Annotated in this window: 22 protein-coding genes and 1 riboswitch; of the genes, 17 read left to right on the plus strand and 5 right to left on the minus strand. The window is 32.8% G+C overall.

The window, feature by feature from the left end:
- Positions 1–63 precede the first annotated feature (63 nt).
- From BK054_RS11390 to BK054_RS11420, 7 genes are all read left to right on the plus strand, one after another.
- Positions 64–1,008, plus strand: coding sequence for an alpha/beta hydrolase (locus tag BK054_RS11390; RefSeq protein ID WP_006263202.1), 945 nt, complete (start codon positions 64–66; stop codon positions 1,006–1,008).
- Positions 1,009–1,035: 27 nt separating this feature from the next.
- The gene (locus tag BK054_RS11395; RefSeq protein ID WP_006263203.1) at positions 1,036–1,611 is read left to right on the plus strand and encodes a Crp/Fnr family transcriptional regulator; all 576 of its coding nucleotides are present in this window, start codon (positions 1,036–1,038) and stop codon (positions 1,609–1,611) included.
- Positions 1,612–1,680: 69 nt separating this feature from the next.
- Positions 1,681–2,112 carry a carboxymuconolactone decarboxylase family protein gene (locus BK054_RS11400; RefSeq protein WP_006259413.1) on the plus strand — a complete coding sequence of 144 codons (432 nt, stop codon included), beginning with the start codon at positions 1,681–1,683 and terminating at the stop codon, positions 2,110–2,112.
- Between the two features lie 319 nt (positions 2,113–2,431).
- Complete coding sequence (locus tag BK054_RS11405; RefSeq protein ID WP_006259412.1) at positions 2,432–2,956, plus strand: hypothetical protein; 525 nt, start codon at positions 2,432–2,434, stop codon at positions 2,954–2,956.
- Positions 2,957–3,062: 106 nt separating this feature from the next.
- Complete coding sequence (locus tag BK054_RS11410) at positions 3,063–3,785, plus strand: DUF4397 domain-containing protein (RefSeq protein ID WP_058699484.1); 723 nt, start codon at positions 3,063–3,065, stop codon at positions 3,783–3,785.
- A 145-nt stretch (positions 3,786–3,930) separates the two neighbouring features.
- Positions 3,931–4,527, plus strand: coding sequence for a PH domain-containing protein (locus tag BK054_RS11415; protein ID WP_006263205.1), 597 nt, complete (start codon positions 3,931–3,933; stop codon positions 4,525–4,527).
- Positions 4,520–6,040, plus strand: coding sequence for a PH domain-containing protein (locus BK054_RS11420; protein WP_006263206.1), 1,521 nt, complete (start codon positions 4,520–4,522; stop codon positions 6,038–6,040). The genes BK054_RS11415 and BK054_RS11420 overlap by 8 nt, the downstream gene beginning before the upstream one ends.
- A gap of 43 nt (positions 6,041–6,083) precedes the next feature.
- On the opposite strand, the gene BK054_RS11425 is transcribed toward BK054_RS11420, so the two are convergent.
- Together BK054_RS11425 and BK054_RS11430 are read right to left on the minus strand one after the other, a co-directional pair.
- Positions 6,084–6,656, minus strand: coding sequence for a Crp/Fnr family transcriptional regulator (locus BK054_RS11425; RefSeq protein WP_006259408.1), 573 nt, complete (start codon positions 6,654–6,656; stop codon positions 6,084–6,086).
- Between the two features lie 391 nt (positions 6,657–7,047).
- A complete protein-coding gene (locus BK054_RS11430; RefSeq protein ID WP_071307260.1) occupies positions 7,048–9,129 on the minus strand; it encodes an LTA synthase family protein in 2,082 nt (693 codons plus the stop codon).
- A gap of 315 nt (positions 9,130–9,444) precedes the next feature.
- Between BK054_RS11430 and bioB the strand changes: the two genes are divergently transcribed.
- From bioB to BK054_RS11445, 3 genes are all read left to right on the plus strand, one after another.
- Positions 9,445–10,419, plus strand: coding sequence for a biotin synthase BioB (gene bioB, locus BK054_RS11435; protein ID WP_006259406.1), 975 nt, complete (start codon positions 9,445–9,447; stop codon positions 10,417–10,419).
- A gap of 1,124 nt (positions 10,420–11,543) precedes the next feature.
- Positions 11,544–11,942 (plus strand): hypothetical protein, encoded by a 399-nt coding sequence (locus tag BK054_RS11440; RefSeq protein WP_225602616.1) that lies wholly within the window; start codon positions 11,544–11,546, stop codon positions 11,940–11,942.
- Positions 11,943–12,196: 254 nt separating this feature from the next.
- Positions 12,197–12,469 (plus strand): TM2 domain-containing protein, encoded by a 273-nt coding sequence (locus tag BK054_RS11445; RefSeq protein ID WP_006263211.1) that lies wholly within the window; start codon positions 12,197–12,199, stop codon positions 12,467–12,469.
- Positions 12,470–12,497: 28 nt separating this feature from the next.
- Here the strand turns inward: BK054_RS11445 and BK054_RS11450 are convergent, their stop codons facing one another.
- A complete protein-coding gene (locus tag BK054_RS11450; protein WP_071307261.1) occupies positions 12,498–13,724 on the minus strand; it encodes an MFS transporter in 1,227 nt (408 codons plus the stop codon).
- 89 nt (positions 13,725–13,813) lie between these two features.
- Here BK054_RS11450 and BK054_RS11455 point away from each other — a divergent pair, with 89 nt between their 5' ends.
- The 5 genes from BK054_RS11455 (at position 13,814) to BK054_RS11475 (ending at position 18,618) form a co-directional block, all read left to right on the plus strand.
- The gene (locus BK054_RS11455; RefSeq protein ID WP_006263213.1) at positions 13,814–14,707 is read left to right on the plus strand and encodes a LysR substrate-binding domain-containing protein; all 894 of its coding nucleotides are present in this window, start codon (positions 13,814–13,816) and stop codon (positions 14,705–14,707) included.
- Between the two features lie 309 nt (positions 14,708–15,016).
- Positions 15,017–15,967 carry an ABC transporter permease gene (locus tag BK054_RS11460; protein WP_006259399.1) on the plus strand — a complete coding sequence of 317 codons (951 nt, stop codon included), beginning with the start codon at positions 15,017–15,019 and terminating at the stop codon, positions 15,965–15,967.
- Positions 15,960–16,907, plus strand: coding sequence for an iron chelate uptake ABC transporter family permease subunit (locus BK054_RS11465; protein WP_006259398.1), 948 nt, complete (start codon positions 15,960–15,962; stop codon positions 16,905–16,907). Before BK054_RS11460 ends, BK054_RS11465 begins: the two co-directional genes overlap by 8 nt.
- Complete coding sequence (locus BK054_RS11470) at positions 16,904–17,662, plus strand: ABC transporter ATP-binding protein (protein ID WP_006259395.1); 759 nt, start codon at positions 16,904–16,906, stop codon at positions 17,660–17,662. Before BK054_RS11465 ends, BK054_RS11470 begins: the two co-directional genes overlap by 4 nt.
- 20 nt (positions 17,663–17,682) lie before the next feature.
- Positions 17,683–18,618 carry a siderophore ABC transporter substrate-binding protein gene (locus BK054_RS11475; protein ID WP_016649639.1) on the plus strand — a complete coding sequence of 312 codons (936 nt, stop codon included), beginning with the start codon at positions 17,683–17,685 and terminating at the stop codon, positions 18,616–18,618.
- A 194-nt stretch (positions 18,619–18,812) separates the two neighbouring features.
- Here BK054_RS11475 and BK054_RS11480 read toward each other — a convergent pair whose 3' ends face one another.
- A complete protein-coding gene (locus BK054_RS11480; RefSeq protein ID WP_006259391.1) occupies positions 18,813–19,238 on the minus strand; it encodes an acyl-CoA thioesterase in 426 nt (141 codons plus the stop codon).
- A gap of 167 nt (positions 19,239–19,405) precedes the next feature.
- Positions 19,406–19,546: riboswitch (cobalamin riboswitch) on the minus strand.
- 530 nt (positions 19,547–20,076) lie between these two features.
- On the opposite strand from BK054_RS11480, the gene BK054_RS11485 reads away from it, so the two are divergent.
- The gene (locus BK054_RS11485; RefSeq protein WP_006263215.1) at positions 20,077–20,400 is read left to right on the plus strand and encodes a Bor family protein; all 324 of its coding nucleotides are present in this window, start codon (positions 20,077–20,079) and stop codon (positions 20,398–20,400) included.
- Positions 20,401–20,648: 248 nt separating this feature from the next.
- Here BK054_RS11485 and BK054_RS11490 read toward each other — a convergent pair whose 3' ends face one another.
- Positions 20,649–21,299, minus strand: a complete 651-nt coding sequence (locus tag BK054_RS11490) for a DUF6266 family protein (protein ID WP_006263216.1) — start codon at positions 21,297–21,299, stop codon at positions 20,649–20,651.
- A gap of 607 nt (positions 21,300–21,906) precedes the next feature.
- Here BK054_RS11490 and BK054_RS11495 point away from each other — a divergent pair.
- Entirely contained in the window at positions 21,907–23,892 is a 1,986-nt protein-coding gene (locus BK054_RS11495) for a thiamine pyrophosphate-dependent enzyme (RefSeq protein WP_006263217.1), read from the plus strand.
- The last annotated feature ends 3 nt before the right edge of the window (positions 23,893–23,895 follow it).

The following is a 23,895-nucleotide window of genomic DNA, read 5'->3' on the forward strand; positions in this document are numbered from 1 at the left end:
CTATGTCCTCTAGGATGTGGTAAAAAGACAAGACTTTTGTTCTTTACAGTAATCATTTAAGATATGAATATAGATAAAGAACTATTAATAGCACTGTCTTTAAGTGCTTGGACACAGATACCTTATGATTCTCTTTTAGAGTCTAATCCTCAACAAATACGCATCACAGAAGAACGATTAATGCTAGAGGAGGGAGCTATAACTATACCTCATGATATCAGTGTATATAATCAAGTAATTTCTACAGCATATAATACTTCTCTTAAAATAAGAATATATAAGCCAAGAGAAATAGATAAACCCTTGCCTGTAGTCTTGTTCTTACATGGAGGAGCTTTTATTTTTGGAAGTCCAGAGCAGTATGATTTTCAGTTGCTAGATCTAGTGAGAGAGGCGCAGGTGATTATAGTATCTGTTGATTATCGATTAGCGCCAGAGCATCCTTTTCCGGCTGCTTTAGAAGATAGTGTAAGTGCTCTAGAATGGTGTTATAGCAATATAGAAGCAATAGGAGGAAATAAACAGAATATCAGTGTGATGGGAAGTAGTGCAGGGGGCACAATAGCTCTATCTCTTTTACACTTAAATAGAGATAGTAATATTATCCCTATAAGCAATGCTCTCATCCTATATCCTCCTACATCAGATGAGCTGAATACTCCTTCTATGCAGACTTATGCTCACGCACCTATGCAATCTAAGAAAAGTGCAACTTATATGTGGAAACATTATTTGTCAGGGGATAAGAATAAGTGGAGGGAATATGCAGTGCCTAATAAGATGCAGAACTACCAATCACTACCGTCTATGACAATGGTACTAGCAGAATATGATCCTCTAATAGATGAAGCAAAAGAGTATGTGACTTCTGTAGAGAGCAATGGAGGAAAAGTCACAGTCTTAGAAGTAAAAGGTGCTGTGCATACTTTTGATTTCTTTGAGTGTAAACTAACAGATGATTTTACAAAGTATAAGATAACGTATTATAAACAATTACACTTGAAGTAATTATCTTTGTTTTATAACTTATATTCAATGAACAAACTTATACAACATATCGAAAAATTCGTAGGGACTTTATCAGTACCTGAAGCAGATTCTATTTTATCTTATTTTGAGCTGATCAAGGTCAAAAAGAAAGAGATTCTTTTAGAAGCAGATATGCTTTGTGATAAGTTATTCTTTGTGGAAGTAGGGTGCTTGAGAAGTTATTATATGAAGAGTAATGGTGTAGAACAAACTATTGATTTTGCTATAGAGAATTGGTGGTTAACGGATAATATGGCTTTTGAACAGCATACGAATAGTAACTTCTATATTCAAGCAGTAGAGCAGTCAGAAGTAATCGTGATTACTAGAGAACAATTTGTTTTACTATTAGAGAAACACCCAATTATGGAGAAGTACTATAGACAAGTTTTTCAACGTGCATATGCTGCTGCTCAATATAGAGTGAAGTATTTGTACGAGTTTAGTAGAGAAGAGTTGTACTTCCACTTCGAAGAGAGATTTCCAGAGTTTATACAACGTATTCCTCAGTATTTAATGGCTTCTTATTTAGGGTTTAGCCCAGAGTATTTAAGTGAGATAAAGAAGAAGAGATTTTCTTAAACCTGTTTAAGTTTATTGATTAATCATAGCTTTAGATTTGTTGAAATTAAAAACAATAAAGTTACGATTATGAGAAAGACAATTTATGGTGTACAGCCTAAGGCGTATGAAGGAATGTTATTATTAGAAAAATACTTAAACGAATCAGAATTAACACCAATACATAAAGAGCTAATAAAGATTAGGGCATCTCAGTTAAATGGATGTGGGTACTGTTTAGATATTCATACACAAGACGCTTTAAAGCATGGAGAATCTGTTAGAAGATTATTAGTGTTAGCAGGGTGGCAAGAAACAGAGCTGTTTACAGAAGAAGAACGTGTGATTCTGGAGATGACTGAAGCGGTTACATTTATTCATCAAGGAGGAATTAGTGATACATTATATGCGCAAGCAGAAGAGTTATTTGGTGAAGTGTATTTAGCGCAACTTATTATGTGCATGGTTACTATTAATGCTTGGAATAGAATAGGAGTAGCTACTCATCTTAAAGCAAAATAGTAATTATAGAATAGAAGCGGGATAATGTATCCTGCTTTTTTATTATACAGAAGTATTTGTTTTTAGTCAAATATGCTTTCTTTTAGAGGGGAATAGAAAAAATAAATATCAAAAAAAGTAATATTGATTTACTTATTTAAGTATATCTATTTGATTAATAGAATGTTGATTCACTTCTGTTTTGTGGTTAAAAAAGAGGGATTATTTGTGAATAATTGTCGAAATATTCATAATTTTAGTAAAGACCTATTGAGAATAGGGAGTAGAGAGCGCAAAATTCTCTCATTACGTATTACCTAATTCATTAATATCTATTACTATGATAAAAGATTACTTGAATAAATTAGTAGGCATTCGCTTAAAAGGTAGAAAGAAAGAATTAATACTAGGTATAGTATTAGCTTATAATGATAAGTGGTTATTAACGAAGTGTAATTCGGTCGATTATATTATAGATGGGTATGAGTTGATAGCTGTGGATAAAATATCTACTATAGAGCGTGGAGAAAATATTGCTTTTATTGAAGAAGTACTGAAAGCAAAACATGTTGACTTTTATAGTAGCCCTATTCAGTTAAAAGACAATATTTTTGATACTTTAAAAGCTATTGGGAATAAATATGGTGCTTTTGGATTAGAATTTAAGGAAGAGGATTGTGTCTATGTAGGGAAGTATATGGATAGTGATGATAGTGAGTATTTTGCATTCGAAGAGTTATCTGCTTCAGGTGAATGGTTTGAGGAGATAGAGGAATTTAAGGTGTCTAAAATTTATAAGATTGACTTTGATGGAGACTATGTAGAGTCTTTATTATTGTATGCGAATAGAAAACTAAGTGAATAAGAGTATTAGAAAATTTTAATGGTAGTTCATACATAGACTTGCATGATTATTGCATGTCGTTATAAGTAATTAAAGATGATGAGAAACTAATTTAAAAAGATCTATTATGAAAAGAGTTTTAAGTTTATTGACAGTATTGCTTCTAAGTTTTGCAGTGTTTAGTTGTAGCAGTGATGACGATTATATTGATTTGTCAGAACATGCAGGTGGTTTTACTATGGTAAATGCCTATGAGAGTGAAGATGCGCTTATTTATGTTGCAGATGGTCGCCCTATTCAGAGTCCATATTATCCTCTGTTTTATCAGAGTGTAGGTTATGTGAATCTATGGCAAGGAAATAGATTAATAGACATCTATGGAGGTAATAAGGTCAAGCCAATTACTACAACTACGAAGAAGATAACTAGTGGGCAGTTTTATACTTCTTTTATAGGAGGGAACGAATCGAAGGTAATCCACTTTATAACAGAGGATAATGTTAAGAAAGCAACTCCTTTAAATGAAGTTAAGCAGTCAGGAGTTCGTTTCTTTAATTTGAGTTCGGATAATGTAGTAGCTACTGTTCAGTTTAATGATAAGACAGTAGTAAAAGAATTTGAAAATAGAGTTCAAGACAGTGAAACGACTGCTTTGAAAACACAGGAGTTTAACGCTTTAGATTCTAATACTTATGCTATTACGATTAAAGATAAGGATGGTAAGGTACTGGCAACTAGAAAAGATGTTGTGTTTAAACCTTCACAGTTTTATTCTATTATCTTGATTGGTGCAAAAGATAATGCGAAAAAGCCTTACTATATAGGTGTTGTAAATCAAGCTGTAAAGTAATAAAATAGTAACTTGTAATAAGAAGTCCTTTAAAGGTGTATTACTTTTAAAGGATTTTTTTTATGGATTGCATACAACAGTATCTCTTTTTAAATGATATATTTACTAGTAGAATCAATGTCTGTATAAACAGAAGGACAAGAGTATGAATAGTATGTTTGAAAATAAACAAATTGATATAGATACATTACCTCAAGTAGAGCAAGTAATGTTTAAAAACTTAGACTCTAGGTATCGAACAGTAGTTGGGGTAAGATTAATAATAATTTCTATTATTATCTTACTAATTGCTTTTACACCTTATATTTTTCAGTATTTGACGAGTGAACCTTTGTTGAATGAAGCATTGTTATACTCACTTATGGGATTAGGAGTTGTAATGATTATTCTGATATGTATTATCTCTATGAAGGGAGTAGCAATGAAAGGCTATGCGCTACGTGAGCAAGATATTATTTATAAAACAGGTATTATTAACAGATCTCAGACTGTTATTCCTTTTAATAGAGTGCAGCATGTAGGAGTATATGAAGGAGCCTTACTTCGAATGTTTAACTTATGTACGGTAGAGTTTTTTACTGCGGGAGGAGCTTTAGGTGATCTAAAAATCACAGGGATATCTAAAGAGGAGGGAGAGCGACTAAAAGCGTATGTTATACAGAAGATAACGAAGTCTCCTCAACAGGATTTAAGGACTAATCTAGATATTGTAGAACACTCACAGGAATCTGTTCATGGATAAGAATAGTTTTTATCAACCTACTAGACAAGCTACAATAGGAATCATTGCTAACTTTCTAAATGCCTTACAAAAAATAGTAAGAGCTTTTGTTCCTCTTATAGTACTATTTTTAGTGAATAAGCGTATAGAATTCCCTATTAGTATTTGGGGGATTGTGATAGGAGGAAGTGTTTTAAGTCTTGGAATAGCTTATCTGAGTTATCGCAACTTCTTGTTTTATATTGATGAAGAAACTAATTCATTTATCATTCAAAAAGGGATTATCAATAAATCGAAAGTTACTATTCAACTAGAGAAAATACAGCAGGTGAATCTCAATCAGAGTTTTATTAATAAAATAATCAATGTGTACTCTGTAGAAATAGACTCTGCAGGTAGTAAAGATAAAGAAGCTACTATCCCTTCTATGGCTTTATCAGATGCTGATGCATTGAAACAGATACTGCTAAATTATAAGAATGAACAAGTAATAGACGATACTTCAACAGATACAATAGATAGAGAACAGAAGCTTATAGAGCAACAAAAAAACACAAAACAAATAAGTATACTTACACTTCTAAAAGTTGGTATTACTTCTAATTACTTATATACATTAGGGTTGATACTTGTATTCTTTAATATGGTGTATGATTCGATTGTGAGAAGCATCTCTATAGAAGAGTATATCGATAAAGAAGAGGTGACAAGCTATATAGAGGGAGGGATGTCTTTGGTCGCTTTTCTATATTTAATTGTGTTTTTAGTTATCACTGTGTTAGTAGTGAATGTGATCCGTACATTATTAAAATTCTGGGACTTTAAAGTTACATTTTCGAATAAGACTTTGTTATTATCTCATGGATTACTGTCTACTAGGAATACGATTATTAGGCCAGAACGAGTTCAAAAGGTTGAAATAGAACAGAATTATTTTCAGAAGTTATTTGATATCTGCAGTCTAAAGATAAGTCAGGTGGCAGGAGAAGAGGGAGATAATAAAAAGTCTGGGTTACAAATACCTGGTTGTTCTACTCAGGAGAGAGAAGACCTATTTAAAATAGTAATGTCTAAAGAAGAGAAAAAAGAGTATACTACTGTTCTAAAGTATAATTATAGATACCTAGGTTTTAGAGTATTCTTATTTATAGTTCTTCCTTTAGTCTTTTTAACCTTGTTTTTTAGATCAAATTTTAGTTCTGCTATGTTTATAGGAACAGTAGTGAGTTATAGTGTGATTATGCTACTAGCACTGTATAGACTTTATAGTGTAGGGAGGTTAAGAGTAAGTGAAGATTTTATAATGATAAGAAGGGGGATATGGGATATCTCTTATATTTATATAGAACCACATAAGGTACAGAAGATTGTCTTGTCTCAGTTATGGTGGCAACAGTCAGCAGATGTAGGTAGCTTAAAGCTTTATACTGCTGGAGGAACAGTGTCTTTTAGTACTACTCAGTATAGTGAGTTAGTGAAGTTAAGAGATAAATGGCTTTATCAGGTAGAATCATCAGCATTACACTGGATGTAATAAGTATAAAAAAACGAGGGAATACATACTATTCCCTCGTTTTTTATTCCTCTTCTTGTACTTTTTTTAAAGCACGGTTTAAGGTACGTGTAGTGATACCTAGATAAGAAGCCATATCTTCTTTAGAGATATGTACTTGTTCTTTCTCTTGTAGCTCTAACAGTTTTTCTAGTGCGTGTTCTACTGTATAAAGTTGTTGAAAAGATGCTCTTTCGCTAGTATGAAACACTCTTAATGCTTCTACTTCTAGTAGGGTGTTATTAAAGGTTATATCTGTTTTTAATAAATGTTCAAATACGGATAGAGGAATGATATAAGCACTTACGGGTGTTATAGCTTCTACTGAGCATAGACAGTTTTTTTTACCAATAAACTCTATCTCTCCCATTATCTCTCCTGTACTTAAGAACTCAGGGATATATTCCTTACCATTTTCTTCTGTGATATAGCATTTAGTAATCCCTTCTTTAATAACAATAACCTTAGTAACAGGATCACCCTGATGTAGTAGAACTTCTTTAGGCTTATAAGGTTGCAATAAAATTTTGTCATTAAAAACATCAGTCTGTGCCAATGATTCAATGTATGATAGAAAGTCAATATTTATTCTTAACATTTTTTTATAGCATTAAGGACAAATGTCCTATGTGAGTTATACAATAATAGTGATTTTTGCAGTATCAAAATTAAGTATTAATACTTATTAATTTAAATGAATTAAGGAGTTTTATACTAAGATTAAGAAGAATGCTGTGCTAGTGTTTTCATTAATTAAATTTGATAAGTTTTTTTCAATTATATATTACAAAGTGATAAGTGTTTTTTAAAATTAAAACGGGAGAGCAAGGTAAGTGGTGTTTTCCCGTTTTCTTATGTAAATGTAGAATTGAATTATTTTAGAACAATTTTGTGTTGTTTATTTGTTGTAGACAGCATTCATATAAATAATTGTGTTACGTGTGTTTAAAAAAGCAGGGAGAGTAGTGTGCACTACTCTCCCTGCTTTTTTATTGATTATAACTCTTTGATTCTAGCTGTTTAGCTGTAAATTGATAAAATGAAATAGCTTCATCTACATACTTAGATTGTAATTCATCTAGTGTAGTAAGTGGAGTTATTAGATTATTTACTGCTTGAGTATTGAATGCATATTGTCTTACCTTCTGATTAGGACTAAGAATGGTTAATGTGTTGTCTCGGATATAGCCTAAATCTTGATATGTTGCTATAAAGGCTCTTGGTTTATAATCTGCTTGTAAAACATTAGTCCCAAAAAATTTAGAGTCATATTTAAAGTTAAGTATACCTAATAAGGTAGGCATGACATCTATCTGTGAGATCATTTGATCAAACTGTTGTGGAGCAAGCCCTTTAGGAGCATATATCATAGCAGGTATTCTATATTTATCTAAAGGTAGCTGTGTCTTACCCGCACTAGAAGCACAGTGGTCAGCTAAGATCACAAAGATGGTATTATCATACCATGGTTGTTGTTTAGCAAGTAAAAAGAATTCTTTAATAGCATAGTCAGTGTATCTAACTCCTTTATCTCTAGCACTAGTAAGGTCTGAGGTGTCTAATACTCCATCAGGATAAGTGAAGGGTCTATGATTACTTACAGTCATGATATGGTTAAAGAAAGGTTTGCCTTGCTGATATTCCTCATTCATTACTTCTATAGCTTTCTTAGCCATATCTCCATCAGCTACACCCCATACATTCTGAAAGGTAATCTGATCAGGTCTAAAATCACACTTATCTACAATGTTGTAATTATTGCCTTCGAAGAAGTCTTGCATATTGTCAAAATAAGCATCTCCTCCGTATAGGTACTTGACTGTGTATCCATTTTTAGCAAATACACTTCCTGTTGTAAACTTGTCTTTATTGTCTTTACGCTTTACAACGCTTTCACCAGGAGAAGGCGGTATAGACATCGTTATAGCTTCTAGTCCACGTACAGTTCTGTTACCAGTAGCATATGTAGAGGTAAAGAATAAGCTTTTCATCGCTAGGCTGTCTAAGAAAGGAGTAAGTCTATTGGTATTGCCATAAAATTCCATAAAGTCCGCACTAAGACTCTCTATGCTTATGAGGACTACATTTTTTTTGATAGTTGTACTATCACTATTGATATGTCTAAGAAGTGAACGAGCTCCGTTATATTGAGGGTAGAATTGTTTAATATTTTTAGTTAGTTCATCATCAGGTAGCGTATTGTAGAACTTAAAATAATCAATGACACTGTTATTAAAAGCTTGATAGAATTTAAAAACCCCATTACTTTCTAATTCTTCAGCGAATATATTATCTGTATTTAGAGGAGTCATTACCTTAGTAATAGCAGATAAAGAAATTCCAAATACAAGTAAATAAACAATACTAAGTATAACCTTATTTTTCAATGGAGCAAGATGTTCTATAACATACTCTGTTTTTTTGAAAATGTAATATGTAGTTAATAATGTGATTAAAGCGATGATGCTAAATAATGGAACCACTGGATAAGACTCCATAATATTACCAATGACCTCATTAGTATATACGAGATAATCAACTGCGATAAAGTTATATCTAACACCAAACTCATTCCAAAAAAAGAATTCACTCACTGTGTTTTGCACAAGGATTAATACGAAGATAAATAATGTAAGAGCATAACTTATTTTTCGAACGGTTGTTCTATGTTGAGGTAAGAAAAGACAGATGCCGAATAACACTGTTTTTATAGATAAGAAGGTAATAGCTATCTCAGGAAGTACACCGCCATATTCTGATATAATAGTTTTGCCAAAGGTAACCCATCCCCATAAACCTAATAGGATAGCGAATATGATATATCCATAGGGTTTATTATACTTCTGATTTGAAAAGAAAATAAAGTAGAGCCAAAATATAAAATATCCTATACTGAATATGAGAATATCACGGATAAAACCTAGCAAAAATACAGATAATACTTCTCCTGAGGTAAAAGTAGAAGTGGTTATAGGGTGATTAATTAATACAATGCGGAGTACAAAATTCAGTAATAAGTAAAAATAAAGTAAGTATTTATACGGAATAAAGAATGATGGATTGTTTGACATAGTGATTGAGTTTTTTGTGTAATCTGTTTTGTGTTTTTCTCTATAACAATAAAGTAATATGTCTTATTGTGTTTTTAATGTTATTATTTTGGTAATAATTGATTGAATGTGTGTTTATTTTTAATTTAACATGTTAATGATTTGCTTTAATTGGATTTAATATAATCATCTTGATGTTGTATATGAAATATAACGAGTATAGAGTGGTTGGTATAAAATTAGAAGTGGAATAGGTCTAAATCTAAAAGTGGACTAGTCTTTCCTTTTTCTTTCCTTCTATTTTTGAAATATCTATCATAAATAAACAAAGAGAAAATGGAAATTAGACACAACTGGACTAAAGCTGAGATTCAATCAATATATGATACTCCTTTATTAGAATTAATTCATCAAGCTTCTTTAGTACATCGTCAATATCACAATCCAGAGGAAGTACAAGTAAGTACTTTATTGTCTATTAAAACAGGAGGGTGTGTAGAGGATTGTTCTTACTGTGGACAGGCAGCTAGATATCATACAGATATAAAGGTACAGCGACTACTGCCTTTAGAGACTGTATTAGGCACTGCTAAAAAAGCAAAGGAAGCAGGGTCTTCTCGATTTTGTATGGCAGCTGCATGGAGAGAGGTAAGAGATAACAAAGACTTCGATAAAGTACTTGATATGGTTAAAGGTGTAAATGAAATGGGATTAGAAGTCTGTTGTACTTTAGGAATGTTAACAGAGGAACAAGCTAAAAGATTACAAGAGGCTGGCTTATATGCTTATAATCACAATTTAGACACCTCAGAAGATCACTATGACAAGGTTATCTCTACTCGTACATTTTCTAATCGTATTAATACTATTGATAATGTGCGCAAGGCAGGTATAACAGTATGTTCAGGAGGTATAATTGGTTTAGGAGAAAATGATGTAGATAGAATATCTATGTTGCATACCTTAGCTACTATGGATACACATCCAGAATCTGTACCTATTAATGCTTTAGTACGTGTAAAAGGGACACCTATGGAAGAAATGCCTAAAGTAGAAACTTGGGATATGATCAGAATGATTGCTACAGCTCGTATTGTGATGCCTACTACTATGGTGAGGTTAAGTGCTGGGCGTATAGAAATGTCTGATTATGAACAGGCAATGTGTTTTATGGCTGGAGCTAACTCAATGTTTTCAGGAGATAACGAAACATTATTAGTGACTCCTAATCCTAGTCTATCATCAGACCAAAGATTATTGAATAACTTAGGGTTGAAACCAATGCTATCTAAAAAAGAAGTAGAAGTATAAAAGATATTTTTATTTATAATATGTACTGAGAGTCTTAATCAATGTGATTAAGGCTCTTTTTGGTTAAAAAGTAGAATAATTGTTTAAAGTAGCTATTTAGGAATAGTTTTTGTCTGTAAAAATATTGATAATGTGTTTAGAGTATAGATAAGGTTTTATAAGTATTGAAAAGGGTTTTTTGAAATACTTAGGTGTTATATTGTGTTTTAGGTGAGATATGATGTATTTTATTGATGTAGAGTGAGTTATTGTGTTTGTAGATTCCAGAGCTAGTGACGGTGGGGACTGTTGTTTTGTAAGCTCTGGAATCTCTTTTTTAAAGCTAATACTCATGTCATGGCTTTTACTGTATTTGTATATTGCTAAGGTGTTTTATTAATGAGGTTTGAGATATTATAACGTTTTTGTTGATGTAATCTCTAGTTTTAATAAAAATAGTAGATGCCTTTTATGAAAAAAGAGGTATTAGGAGTTAAAAATAATTTTCGATATATAGTGGAAATAGAGGTCGAAGAGATATAAAAGTTAAAAAAACAGATCAAAATGTAGAATTATAATCTTTTATGTCTTTAAAAAAGCAACAAAAAATTAAGGTAATTCTTGTTGTTATTTTTTATTGTATTTCTGATTATTCGTGATTTGTTTGTGGATATTAGTGTTAATAAGGTTAAAGTGCTGTGTTTAGTTTGTTATATTATAAATGTTAACTTTTTGTATTGCTAAAAAAGTTTCTAATATTAGAATAAGATTAGGGTTATTCCATTAAGTTAGAAGTTAATATGTAGAATTTTTATGATTTATGTCATATTGATGCGAAAACTACGGTTATACATTTGTCTCAGAAAATAAAAGATAAGGTAACAATGTCGGAGTTACCTAGTATTTAAAAACGTTCTTTTTTAGTCTGTTTTTTATTATGTAAACTTAATTGTGTTTATTTTATTTACAGTGATTTTATATACCTGTAAAACGTCGAAAAGGGGAATGCAAGGCAGTTGATGTATTAATACCTCCAAAGGGAGAGGAGGTGTACACGGATTAAAAAAGATTATTATTAATTTTTTTTAATTATTTACATTATGAGACGATGTGCGCAAGTTTTAATTGGAGTTTTGATTATTGGTATGAGTTCATTATTAGCTAGTTGCAGTGCAGACGATAATAATAACTTAGAAATTGACAAAGCATTAAGTGTTAACAGTATTAATATTGAAAAAACATGGATTGTAGCTCATTTCGACTTCCAAGAAGGAGTGAGTAGAAGTCATAAAGAAAGATACCAAAAATCACTAATTGAAATTGATATCATGAAAGGTGGAAAGTATCAAGCAATTGACAAATACAGTTTAGAGGAATCTAAAGGAAATTGGGTACTAGAAGGTGAGATGATAAGTCTAGAAAATGATGCCGACGGAGAAGTGAAGAGATACAGAATCATTGATTTGAGTAGAGCAGAAGCTCTAGTTAGTCCAATTAATGTGAAAGAGATCTCACAAATGGAATTAGTGAGCTTTAAGAAATAGCTTCAGATAAGTTCACCTTATTGACAAAAGAGCAATCTATATTTTATAGGTTGCTTTTTTTATTGTATTGAAGTTTAAGTATTGGTGTTTTTTATTTTATTTTGAGAGTTAGTGGTTTTTGTAAAATAGTTATGTTAAGTAGCTGTTTTGTAGTAGTATTATTTGTGTTTGTTGTTTATATTTAAAATATTGTTATATTTTTCTTGTTTGTTCATTAAACAATTTTAATTTTGCAAAAAAAATAATATAAAAAGATGGAACAATTTACTACACAGAAAAGTGCAACTACACCTCCTCAAGAGAATAAGAAAGTAGTAGCTGGTATTTTAGGAATTTTATTACCTATTTTCGCTATCCATAAATTCTACTTAGGGTATACTAAAGAAGGTGTTATCCAATTAATCTTAGGATTAGTTACTTGTGGATTTGCTGGAATCATTGGACTTATTGAAGGAATTATCTATTTAACTAAAACAGATGAGGAGTTCTATAATACATACCAAGCAAACAAAAAAGGTTGGTTCTAATACATAGAAACATATAAACAAAAAGCCACTATTCAGTGGCTTTTTTCGTTTGTCTTGTACTTAGATAAGTCGCAAGAAGGGCTATTATAGTCATGCCTATAAGCGTATAGAAGAACCCATTCCAATTGCCTTTATTCACAAAGACTCCTGTAGAACTGCCTATAATACTTGAGCCTATATAATAAAAGAACCAATACAAGGCTGTAGCGGAACTTTTAGCTTCCTTACCTAGAGTTGTAACTACTCTGCTAGCGACGGTGTGTCCACTAAAGAATGAGATGGTGAAGAAAGTCAATCCTAATAGGATAATAACAAGATTGTCCATATACATACCTATTACACCTATTAACATTAACCCTAAAGCGATTAGGAGTATTTTACGAGATGAATATCTATCTGATAAAGATCCGGCAACCATATTACCAAAAATACCAAATGCGTACATTAAGAATATCATAGCGATAAGATAATGTGGTAAGTTATAGGGAGCTGATTCAAGTTTAAAACCTAAAAAGTTATATACACTTACGAACGCCCCCATTAGACAGATCGCGACGAGATACATAGCCATTATCTTATAGTTCTTAAATATAGACTTCATCTGTCGTAGTTTGTGTTTTATTTTTAGCTTTTTAGGAGTGAAGAATCTAGACTCTGGAAATAAGATATAAAAAGCAACGGCAATAACTACAGCGAGTATACCAATGGTAAATACTGCTGCTTGCCAACCTAGCCACCCAGATACTAATGCGGCAACAATTCTTCCAAACATTCCTCCAAAAGTATTTCCTGCCAAGTAAAAACTTATGGCTGTTCCGATGTACTTAGGGTCTATTTCTTCTGCTAAGTAGGCTAATGTCACTGCTGATACCCCTGATATGCACATTCCTTTTATAAAGTTAATATTGACTAAGATAGAAAAATCACTAGTCCATACAGATAAGAGGGTGAGCATCGTAGAGGTGACTAGAGAGAAGAGCATGATGTCTTTACGTGGATAACTATCTGCGATAAATGCAAAAAGTAATAGACCAATAGCCATACCTAAAGTACTAGCAGATACTAGATAGCTGCTTTCAGAAGGTGTTACTTTAAAGTATTGTGTGATTTCAGATAATATAGGTTGGAAATTATATAATTGAGCGAATACAGAAACTCCTACTAAAAATATACTCCATTTAATCTTTTTGTACGTAGTGGTTCCTTTAACAGCTCTTATATGAACGACTTCTTCTGTATAGGTGGTGGTATTCATATTCTTTATTTTTTGTAAAGTTACGAGGAAGCTCTATATTAGTAAAACGGTATTTTTCTATTACATCAATCGGTAAAAACGATCAACTCATGGAACTAAGACAACTAAGGTATTTCTTAAAAGCAAAAGAATTACTCAATTTTACGGAAGCTTCTAAGCATTTATTTATTACACAGAGTACATTATCTCAACAAATAAAACAGTTAGAAGAAGAAATAGGCCAACCACTATTTGATAGAATAGGAAAGCGTATAGCACTGACAGAAGCAGGAGAGTTATTCTCTTTTTATGCTGAGAGAAGTATAAGAGCTGCAGAAGATGGAAAGCTCTTATTAGAGGATTTAGAGGGGCTAAAGACAGGAGTATTGCGTATAGGGCTTACTTGGGGACTAAAGTCTTTAGTTCTGTCTTCACTTACTCTTTTTACACAGACATATCCAGAAGTGAAGATAGAGGTGACATTTGGTACGACCAATGAGTTAATGCAGTATCTAGAGAAGCAGTATATTGATTTTGCTCTGACTTTTTTTGATGGAGCACATGAAGAGAATTTCATTTATAAGACTGTATTGATATCAGATATGGCTTTTATGGTTGCTAGAGATTCTGAATTAGCACTTCTAAAAGAGATTAGGCTAAAGGAGATAGAACAGTATAGACTAGCCTTGCCTGTACAGGGATTCAGTACACGTAACTTTTTAGACAGGGAGTTCGAAAAGTATAATATCCGACCTAATATCGCCATAGAGACTAATCAAACTTCTATGATTATTGACCTTGTCAAAAAAGGAGCTTATCAAACTGTTCTTACTTACGCAACTGTACATGGAGAAAAAGACCTTTATGCTATCCCGATTATAGATAGTGATATGAAGCGAGAAGCTGTTATTATTCAATTAAAAGACAGTTATCTCAAAAAGTCCGTGAGAGTATTTGTCGATTTATTAATGAATGAGAATAAAGATGAGTTAAACACATTATAACTGTATGTTTCAGCCTCTGTTTAGGTAATAAATGAGCTGTTATTTACCATGAAATAGAACTTAATGAGATTTATTTTAAAAAAGGCCGAATTGTGATTACTTTAATTTTAACGTTATAAAATTTAATTAATTAAAAAATGAAGAGTTAATACTTGTGTTTGTTTGATAAAATCCGTGTATACATTAGTATACCGATAATCTAACTAATTGAGTTTACATAAATTGATAAGTTTTTTTCTTTTGTTAGCCACTTTACTTTTTTATATTTGCGATTATTTAATTTGATTCTAAATAAAAACAAACGAGTAAATGATAAGAATATTATTAATTCTTATACTGATTATAGTTTCTTTCATCTCTGTATTTGTTGGCGTAAAAGATATATCTGTATTTGATATACACCGACTAGATCAGGATGAGATATTGGTTATGTTAGTAAGTAGATTACCCCGTATGATATCTGTATTAATAGCAGGTATTGGTATGAGTATTTCTGGATTGATTGTACAACAGATTTCTCTTAACAAATTTGTCTCACCGACTACGATGGGGACTTTAGACGCTTGTAAGATGGGAATATTATTTAGTATGATATTATTTCCAGGAGGAGGGATGGTCTATAAGATGATCTTATCATTTACAATAGCTTTATTAGCAAGTGTTATTTTCTTAAAGATCTCGAGTAAGATAAAAATGCGCAATATCATTTTTATTCCATTAGTAGGGATAGTTTTTGGAAATATCCTTAATGCGATATCTACGTTCTTTGCTTATAAAACGAACTTGGTTCAGAATATGGAAGGTTGGCTGATAGGAGACTTTTCATCTATTATCAAAGGGAACTATGAGATTTTATACTTAGGAGTTCCGATTGTGTTCTTGAGCTATTTATACGCTAATAAGTTTACTATCGTAGGTTTAGGAGAAGACACCGCGAGTAGTTTAGGATTAGATCATAAGAAGATTACTTATCTAGGATTGATATTTGTAGCTATTACTTCTACTGTAGTGGTTCTGACAGCAGGTGTGATTCCTTTTTTAGGACTTATTATTCCTAATATTGTGAGTTTAATGTTTGGAGATAATCTTAAGAAGACGATTAGTTATACAGCATTGATAGGAGCGATCTTTTTAATGGTATGTGATATAATAAGCAGAATGTTAATAGCGCCTTATGAGATTCCGATAGGATTAACAGTAAGTATTATAGGTGGATTAATATTTTTAATACTAATATTTAAACGCGCTAAACATGTTTAAGAACAAGATTATTACAGTTTTAGCAGTTGTTTTATTATTATTCATTGCTATATATATGTTCACCTTTACGGGAACCAAATTAGATTATGTATTACCTAGAAGAGGATATAAAGTTATTGCGATGATTTTAATATCGTTTGCTATAGGATATTCCTCTATTATATTTCAGACAATATCAGCTAATAGAATCTTGACACCTTCTATTATGGGGTTTGATTCATTCTATTTGTTGTTACAGTCTTTGCTAGTGTTTGCTTATGGAGATAGAACATTTCAGGTTCTTAATTCAGAAACCAACTTTGCGATATCTGTAGTATTAATGTTAGGATTCTCTTTAGTGATGTACTATTTAGTATTCAGAAGAGAGAGTAAGAGTATGTATTTATTACTATTAGTGGGACTGTTAATGGGAACACTGTTTAGGAGTTTTTCTTCTTTTATAGTAATGCTTATTGATCCTAATGAATTCTTAATCATACAGTCGGCAATGTTTGCTTCGTTTGATAAGATAAACCTAAATCTATTGACTATATCCGCTGTCTTATTAATAGCCTCTATGCTAGTGGGGATTAAATATTTTAGACAGTTAGATGTACTTAGTTTAGGTAGGGAGAATGCCATAAGTCTTGGGGTAGACTATCATAAAGTGATCAAAGCTAATTTGCTTATTATCTCTGTGATGGTAGCTATTTCTACGGCATTGGTAGGGCCTATTACGTTCTTAGGAATATTAGTTGCCAATTTGACTTACGAGCTTGTGAAGAGTAGTAAGCATAGTTATATGGTACTAGCATGTTGTTTGCTAACAGCGGTTACTGTTGTAGGAGGACAATATCTAGTGGAGCATCTCTTTAATATGAGTACTACTATTAGTATTATTATCAATTTTGTAGGAGGGGTGTATTTTATTTATTTATTATTAAAAAGTAACAAAGGATGATAGAAGTAAAGAATGTATCTAAGACGTATGGTGAGAAGATGATTCTAAATGATGTGTCAGTTTCTTTTCCAAAAGGAAAAATCACATGTCTAGTAGGAGGGAACGGAACAGGTAAGAGTACTCTGTTATCTATTATTAGTCGTTTAGTCGCTAAAGACTCAGGACTTATCAATTTATTAGATCAAGATATTGTCAATTTTAAGAATAGAGATTTCGCAAAAAGATTATCAATCTTAAAACAAGCAAATCATCCTAATGTAAGGTTAACAGTTAAAGAGTTAGTCGAGTTTGGGCGCTTTCCACATTCTCAAGGTAGAATGAACGCTATCGATCATGAGAAGGTAGAGGAGAGTATTGCTTTTATGGGACTAACAGATATTCAAGAACAATACATAGATGAATTAAGTGGAGGACAGCGTCAACGTACTTTCTTAGCGATGGTGTTGGCTCAGGATACAGAGTATATTCTGTTAGACGAACCACTTAATAATTTAGATATGAAACACTCTGTCGAGATTATGAAGATTCTTCGAATTTTGGCAGATGATTATGGAAAGACCATAATTATTGTAGTGCACGACATTAATTATGCTTCTTCGTATGCAGACTATATTGCAGCAGTTAAAGATCATAAGATTATCCATTTCGGATTAACGGATGATATTATTCGCGAGGATATTATGAAAGAAGTTTTCGATATAGATATGACTATTGTAGATAACTGTAATAATAAGGTGTGTATATACTTTAAATAATTTTAACTAATCGAGTTGTTATGAGTAAATTTTTAATAAGCTGCGTGGCAGCTTCAGCTTTAATCTTTACGTCTTGTAAAGAAACGAAGACAGAGACTACAGAGGAGAATGTAGCAAAAGTGACAGTTGAGCACTTGTCAGGAACTACTGAAGTAAAAGAAAATCCTAAAAATGCTGTTATTCTTAGTTATGGAATAATAGATACTTTTGAGGATTTAGGTATAGAATTTAAAGGAGCTCCTAAAGGTAATATGCCTGCTTACTTATCTAAGTATGCAGATGATGCTAACTTAGTAGATGTAGGTGGTATTAAAGAACCTAATATGGAGAAAATAAATGCAGCTGAACCAGAACTTATCATTATCGCAGCTCGTACTGCTGCTATGTATGATGAGTTTAGTAAAATAGCTCCTACTATTAATCTTGATATTGATATTAAAGATTATATGAATTCTTTTAAAGCTAGCCAACGTACAGTAGGTAAGTTGTTTGGTAAAGAAGAGTTGGTAGAGAAAGAGTTAAAAGTAATCGATGAGCGTGTGGCTAAGATTAACGAGACTACTGCTAAATCTGAGAAAAGAGGTTTAGTTGTGCTTGCTAACGAAGGACGTTTAAGTGCTTATGGAAAAGGATCTCGTTTCGGGATTATCCATGATGTATTCGGATTAAAACCTGCTGATCAAAACATCGAAGCTGCTACACATGGTCAAGCGATCTCTAATGAGTTCATTAAAGAATTAAACCCAGATTACATCTTCGTAATCGATAGAGGAGCTGCTATTAAGAGAGCTACTATGGGTAAAGAGGAGTTTGCTAATGCATTAGTAAAACAAACAAACGCATATAAAAATGATAAAATCATTTTCTTAAACCCAGAAATATGGTATTTATCAGGAGGAGGACTTAAGTCTATCAAAATGATGTTAGACGAAGTTGAGCAAGCAATTGCTGAATAATCTTTAATTTTTTTTTGCGATAAAAGCTATCTGAATAAGGTAGCTTTTATTGTGAAATAGTGTTGTGGCTTGAGCAAATTCTTGTTAGAAGAGGCCAAGCGTGTGCTGTTTTTAGAATAGAAATCAAAACAGTGTGTATAAAAAAATCCCTAATGATTATTCGTTAGGGATTTTTTGTATGATATAAAGATTTATTATTCTTCTACTTCGTCAAATACTGGAACAGGGCGTTTGCTCTCATTGATCGCTACTAAAGTAAATGTACCAGTCATCGCTTTTTCTCTTCCTTCTCTGTACATACTTTCTACGAATACATCTACGCGTACATCTAGACTCGTTCTTCCTACACGTACTACTGTCCCGATAAGCTCTACTAGTGTTCCTGCAGGGATAGGATGATTAAAATCAATCTTATCACTAGATACAGTTACAATAGGTTTACGACAGAATCGTGTAGCTGTCATGAATGCTATCTCATCCATAATGTACATTACCGCTCCACCGAACATGGTGTTGTGGTGATTAGTTTGTCCTGGGAATACAGCTTTAAATACGTGTGTTTCCGAATCCTTTATTTTTTTTTGGATACGTAACTCTCTGTTTGTTAATTGACCTTCCATATTGTTGTAATGATTCTTTTTTTGAGTTAGTTATTACTTTTAATATTCATAAATTATGGAATAGCTATTTTGGCTTTTAGTTGTTTAGTATACTATTCTTTCTAAAATGTCATAAGGGAAAGATATTAGTATAGCTATGTTGCTTCAAATCGCGAAAGCAATACCATAATATTATACTTCTACTATGTAGGTGATCTGACTTATAATTAGTACTAATTACTTACAGTTGCGCGACAGCTCGTGAGTTTCACACGATTCCCCTAACAGAGTAGTTTATTCAATGTATAACCTTGCAAATATAAGTACTATAAATGGGAAATGATTAATCTAGTGTAAATCTTAGTTCATTTTTAACCCAGATTATGTATTTGGCATCTAAACGAATAGTTATTATACAAAATTGGCCTACAAGAGTGATTTTACTTAAAGTATGGTTATATCGCTAATGGAAGAACCATGGGACAGAATTGCTTTGTAGTATTGGGTTGATATGTAAGGTGAGTCTGAGGTTGATAAAGCTTTTAGGGGGAGTTATTTCTTGTATTAATCAGTGTATATTTTGCCTTGATTTGTATGTAAAAAAGCCTTATTTAGATCTAATTAGCGATACGTAATCTGATTTATAAAGTGAATAGCTTAAATTGACTATTTATGTCTTTATTTATTATTGTTCTAAATAGCGGTGTTTTTAAATTACATTTCTGTTTTTAATATTTTTTATAAGTTATTTATTTGATAGGGAATGTTATATATGATATTGTTATAATACTGTCTCACTATTTTTAATATACTTTAAGGGGTAGTATATTTAGAATCATTAAAAATAAGAATAGTAAAAATGAAGACAATTAAATTAGCCTTGATGTGTTGTGTAGTTGCAATGACTATGACATCTTGTTATACAGCAAAAGTAGCAGTAGGTGATACTGATCTAACAATGCCTGTGGTAGAAGTAAACAAAAAGAAGAATCATGCACTTATAGCAGGTTTAATTCCTTTAAACAAAGGGTATAAAGGAAGTGAACTAGCAGATAAGAAAACGAACTATGTTGTGAAGACTCAAATGAGCTTTGTAGATGGTCTATTAGGATGTATTACTTTTGGTATTTACACTCCTACGACTACCACTATCTATGTACCTATGGAGGACTTTAAGAAATAGTTGTTGCTCTTAGAAGTATTAAAAAGGATTAGATAATCAGTAGGTTATCTAATCCTTTTTTTGTTTTAAGCGTTACATCAGTTATCATCATCAGATTATATAGTTCATTATTCTACCTAATGTACTATGAAATGAATCTGATAGATAATATAAAAGTTCTATTAGGTATAATAGCATAGTGTATCTACTTCATTTCTATCGGTTGTTTAGGCAGGAATGAAGTAGAGTACTACACTATATCTGATCAGCTAATCTAGAGCTATTTCTTCGTGATATAAACTTGTGCTATTCAGTGTCTCTTCTTTGTTTTTCCACATTGTCCAGATATGGATCGTACCGTAAGTCCATTGTTCTTTCAGTGTGATCAGTCCTATTTTATCCATTCGTTGTCCTACCGTATCATAGATCTGAAATTCCTCTTCTTCATTGTGAAAGATTACGACGCTTAGCAGGTCAGATTCTGCTGTCATGCTGTTATAGCTATTGTCTTCCCATTCTAGTTTGATTTGCTTATCTTCTGTAAGTTCTATTTTATGGATATGCGCTACAGGAAGTGTTCCTATAGATACAGTGACTAGATTGAGTTGTAAGTACCCTCTATTGTCTTCATAGCCGATACCATGTCTGAGTAAAAACGAAGATTGTTGTTCTGTACCATTGATGAGTGATTTTTCACCTTGTCTCATTGGTGTGTATTGATTAATAAATCCTCTTATTTTGGCTAAAAAAGAAGATACAAGTGCCATTTTCTCCTGCTGTATCCGCTGTTTTTCTGAAAAAGGTTTAGTGCTTTTCCTCGCTTTAGATCGCCAGAAATAGCGACCTCGCCATCTTACGCCTATTACGGGACCTACCTTACCAGATACGCCACCTAACATTCCGTTCATTGCTTCTGCCATAATATTGATTTTTAAATGGTTGATTTACTTCTTGTAAAATTAAGATATCAGAAGGGTACTTTTCTTCTAGTTCACTTCTCGTCCATTTATTGAACCCTTGATGAAGCCAGTAAATACGTTTTTAGAGGCAAAAAAAGTTAAAAATACTTTGAATACTATCAGCATTTTATTTACATCTGTCTTTATTGAAAGTTGATTAGACATTTGAGTTTAGCTTATATTTCTATGGTATTGCTAGAGGGTTGCTAGAGGTATCCTTGCACATTCCTTCGAGAAAATGCCTCTCTAGGCAAGTAAACTGCAAGAAAACCCCTAGAATACTCCTAGAATCAGCAAGCGAGATGGTGTAGAGAGTATGTCAGCACAAGTAGGATAGATGATTTTTTTAAATTTGTCATGTAAGATATTATGAAGTATAGAATGGTGGAGAGATTGCAATATCAGGGAATGAATTTGAGAGATTATACAGTAAGAATGTTTTAAAGTTTTTTGAAAGTAAGTATTGTTATGAGTTGTAAAAGTGATTATAGAATAATGTAATTACTTGTTTAGAATTAATTTGTTTAGTAGAGGCAAATGTTTATTTTTAGAGTCTATTAAACCAATTATGAAACAATTACATTACGATCGAAAAAACTTAACAGACCAAGAGTTACTTGGACTTTATAAAAAATTACTCAAACCTAGAATGGTAGAGGAAAAGATGCTTATCCTGATCAGACAGGGCAAAGTATCTAAATGGTTCTCCGGAATAGGACAAGAGGCTATCAGTGTAGGAGTGACTGCTAGTTTAGAGCAGGACGAATACATTCTGCCTATGCACCGAAACTTAGGGGTGTTTACCTCTAGAGATATTCCTCTACACCGCTTGTTCTCTCAATGGCAGGGAAAGGCAAATGGGTTCACTAAGGGACGTGAGCGTTCTTTTCACTTCGGTACACAAGAATATCATATAGTGGGGATGATTTCTCACTTAGGTCCCCAGTTGGGTGTAGCAGATGGTATCGCTCTAGCGCATACCTTGAGAAATGAGAATAAGATAACAGCAGTATTTACAGGTGAAGGAGCTACTTCTGAAGGAGACTTCCACGAGGCGCTGAATATTGCTTCTGTGTGGGATCTACCTGTTCTTTTTGTAATCGAGAATAATGGTTATGGACTGTCGACTCCCACGAATGAGCAGTATAGATGTGAGCATCTAGCAGATCGTGCGATAGGATATGGGATGGAAAGTCATATTATAGATGGGAATAATATCTTAGAAGTATACCAGCAGATCAGTGCACTGGCACAATCTATGCGTGAGAATCCTCGTCCTGTATTGATAGAGTTTTTGACCTTTAGAATGCGTGGGCACGAAGAAGCTAGTGGTACAAAGTATGTGCCTCAAGAACTGATGGATATGTGGCAACTAAAAGACCCTGTGGAGAATTACAGAGCTTATCTAAAAGAAATAGGCGTACTGACAGATGCTTTAGACGAACAGATTAGAGAAGAGTTTAAACAAGAGATAGACAAGGACTGGAAGGCAACACAAGAAGAGCCTGCTATAGTAGCTGACTTGGTTACGGAGCTAAATGATATGTATGCTCCTTATCAGTATGAAGATATACAACCAACAGCAGAAGTAGCTAATATTCGACTGATAGATGCGATATCAGAAGGGTTAAAACAATCTTTTGAACGCCATGATAACTTAATCATCATGGGGCAAGATATTGCAGAATACGGAGGTGCATTTAAAGTAACAGATGGTTTCGTAGAGCAGTTTGGCAAAGGGCGTATTCGCAATACACCTATCTGTGAGAGCGCAGTAGTCTCTGCCGCGATGGGGTATTCTATCAATGGAGGAAAAGCGATTATGGAGATGCAGTTTGGCGATTTTGTATCTACTGGGTTTAATCCGATTGTAAACTATTTGGCAAAGATACATTACAGATGGAATGAGAAGGCAGATGTGGTCGTGCGTATGCCGTGTGGTGGTGGTACACAAGCAGGCCCATTCCACTCACAGACCAATGAAGCTTGGTTTACAAAAACACCAGGACTTAAGGTAGTGTACCCTGCTTTTCCGTATGATGCAAAAGGGCTAATGGCTACTGCTATTAATGACCCTAATCCTGTGATCTTCTTTGAGCACAAACTGTTGTATAGGAGTATTTATCAGGATGTACCTAAGGATTATTATACACTGCCGTTTGGAAAGGCGAGTGTGTTGAGAGAAGGGGCAGATGTGACCGTAGTGACCTTTGGAGCAGGAGTGCATTGGGCGATGGAAGTGCTAGACAAGCACCCTGATATTAAGGCTGATTTGATAGATTTACGAACTTTACAACCTTTAGATGAGGAAACTGTATTTAAATCAGTGAAAAAAACAAATAAAGTTATAATTTTGCAGGAAGATTCCTTATTCGGAGGAATTGCAAGTGATATGTCGGCGATGATTATGGAGAATTGTTTTGAAGACTTAGATGCACCTGTAAGAAGGGTAGCCAGTTTAGAGACAGCCATACCATTTGTGAAAGCTTTAGAAGATCAATATCTGCCTAAGGACAGATTTGAAACAGCGCTATTAGATTTGATAGCCTACTAGAAT

The organism is Myroides sp. ZB35 (genome assembly GCF_001865835.1).
Taxonomy (GTDB): domain Bacteria; phylum Bacteroidota; class Bacteroidia; order Flavobacteriales; family Flavobacteriaceae; genus Flavobacterium; species Flavobacterium odoratimimum.

What these genes read in the sequence shown, in the direction of transcription:
- BK054_RS11440 (WP_225602616.1), top strand. Translation starts at nt 11,544, where the DNA reads ATGAGTTCATTATTAGCTAGTTGCAGTGCAGACGATAATAATAACTTA.
- BK054_RS11390 (WP_006263202.1), top strand. Translation starts at nt 64, where the DNA reads ATGAATATAGATAAAGAACTATTAATAGCACTGTCTTTAAGTGCTTGG.
- BK054_RS11430 (WP_071307260.1), bottom strand. Translation starts at nt 9,129, where the DNA reads ATGTCAAACAATCCATCATTCTTTATTCCGTATAAATACTTACTTTAT.
- BK054_RS11425 (WP_006259408.1), bottom strand. Translation starts at nt 6,656, where the DNA reads ATGTTAAGAATAAATATTGACTTTCTATCATACATTGAATCATTGGCA.
- BK054_RS11405 (WP_006259412.1), top strand. Translation starts at nt 2,432, where the DNA reads ATGATAAAAGATTACTTGAATAAATTAGTAGGCATTCGCTTAAAAGGT.
- BK054_RS11480 (WP_006259391.1), bottom strand. Translation starts at nt 19,238, where the DNA reads ATGGAAGGTCAATTAACAAACAGAGAGTTACGTATCCAAAAAAAAATA.
- BK054_RS11460 (WP_006259399.1), top strand. Translation starts at nt 15,017, where the DNA reads ATGATAAGAATATTATTAATTCTTATACTGATTATAGTTTCTTTCATC.
- BK054_RS11485 (WP_006263215.1), top strand. Translation starts at nt 20,077, where the DNA reads ATGAAGACAATTAAATTAGCCTTGATGTGTTGTGTAGTTGCAATGACT.
- BK054_RS11420 (WP_006263206.1), top strand. Translation starts at nt 4,520, where the DNA reads ATGGATAAGAATAGTTTTTATCAACCTACTAGACAAGCTACAATAGGA.
- BK054_RS11465 (WP_006259398.1), top strand. Translation starts at nt 15,960, where the DNA reads ATGTTTAAGAACAAGATTATTACAGTTTTAGCAGTTGTTTTATTATTA.
- BK054_RS11415 (WP_006263205.1), top strand. Translation starts at nt 3,931, where the DNA reads ATGAATAGTATGTTTGAAAATAAACAAATTGATATAGATACATTACCT.
- BK054_RS11470 (WP_006259395.1), top strand. Translation starts at nt 16,904, where the DNA reads ATGATAGAAGTAAAGAATGTATCTAAGACGTATGGTGAGAAGATGATT.
- BK054_RS11495 (WP_006263217.1), top strand. Translation starts at nt 21,907, where the DNA reads ATGAAACAATTACATTACGATCGAAAAAACTTAACAGACCAAGAGTTA.
- BK054_RS11395 (WP_006263203.1), top strand. Translation starts at nt 1,036, where the DNA reads ATGAACAAACTTATACAACATATCGAAAAATTCGTAGGGACTTTATCA.
- BK054_RS11455 (WP_006263213.1), top strand. Translation starts at nt 13,814, where the DNA reads ATGGAACTAAGACAACTAAGGTATTTCTTAAAAGCAAAAGAATTACTC.
- BK054_RS11450 (WP_071307261.1), bottom strand. Translation starts at nt 13,724, where the DNA reads ATGAATACCACCACCTATACAGAAGAAGTCGTTCATATAAGAGCTGTT.
- BK054_RS11410 (WP_058699484.1), top strand. Translation starts at nt 3,063, where the DNA reads ATGAAAAGAGTTTTAAGTTTATTGACAGTATTGCTTCTAAGTTTTGCA.
- BK054_RS11490 (WP_006263216.1), bottom strand. Translation starts at nt 21,299, where the DNA reads ATGGCAGAAGCAATGAACGGAATGTTAGGTGGCGTATCTGGTAAGGTA.
- bioB (WP_006259406.1), top strand. Translation starts at nt 9,445, where the DNA reads ATGGAAATTAGACACAACTGGACTAAAGCTGAGATTCAATCAATATAT.
- BK054_RS11445 (WP_006263211.1), top strand. Translation starts at nt 12,197, where the DNA reads ATGGAACAATTTACTACACAGAAAAGTGCAACTACACCTCCTCAAGAG.
- BK054_RS11400 (WP_006259413.1), top strand. Translation starts at nt 1,681, where the DNA reads ATGAGAAAGACAATTTATGGTGTACAGCCTAAGGCGTATGAAGGAATG.
- BK054_RS11475 (WP_016649639.1), top strand. Translation starts at nt 17,683, where the DNA reads ATGAGTAAATTTTTAATAAGCTGCGTGGCAGCTTCAGCTTTAATCTTT.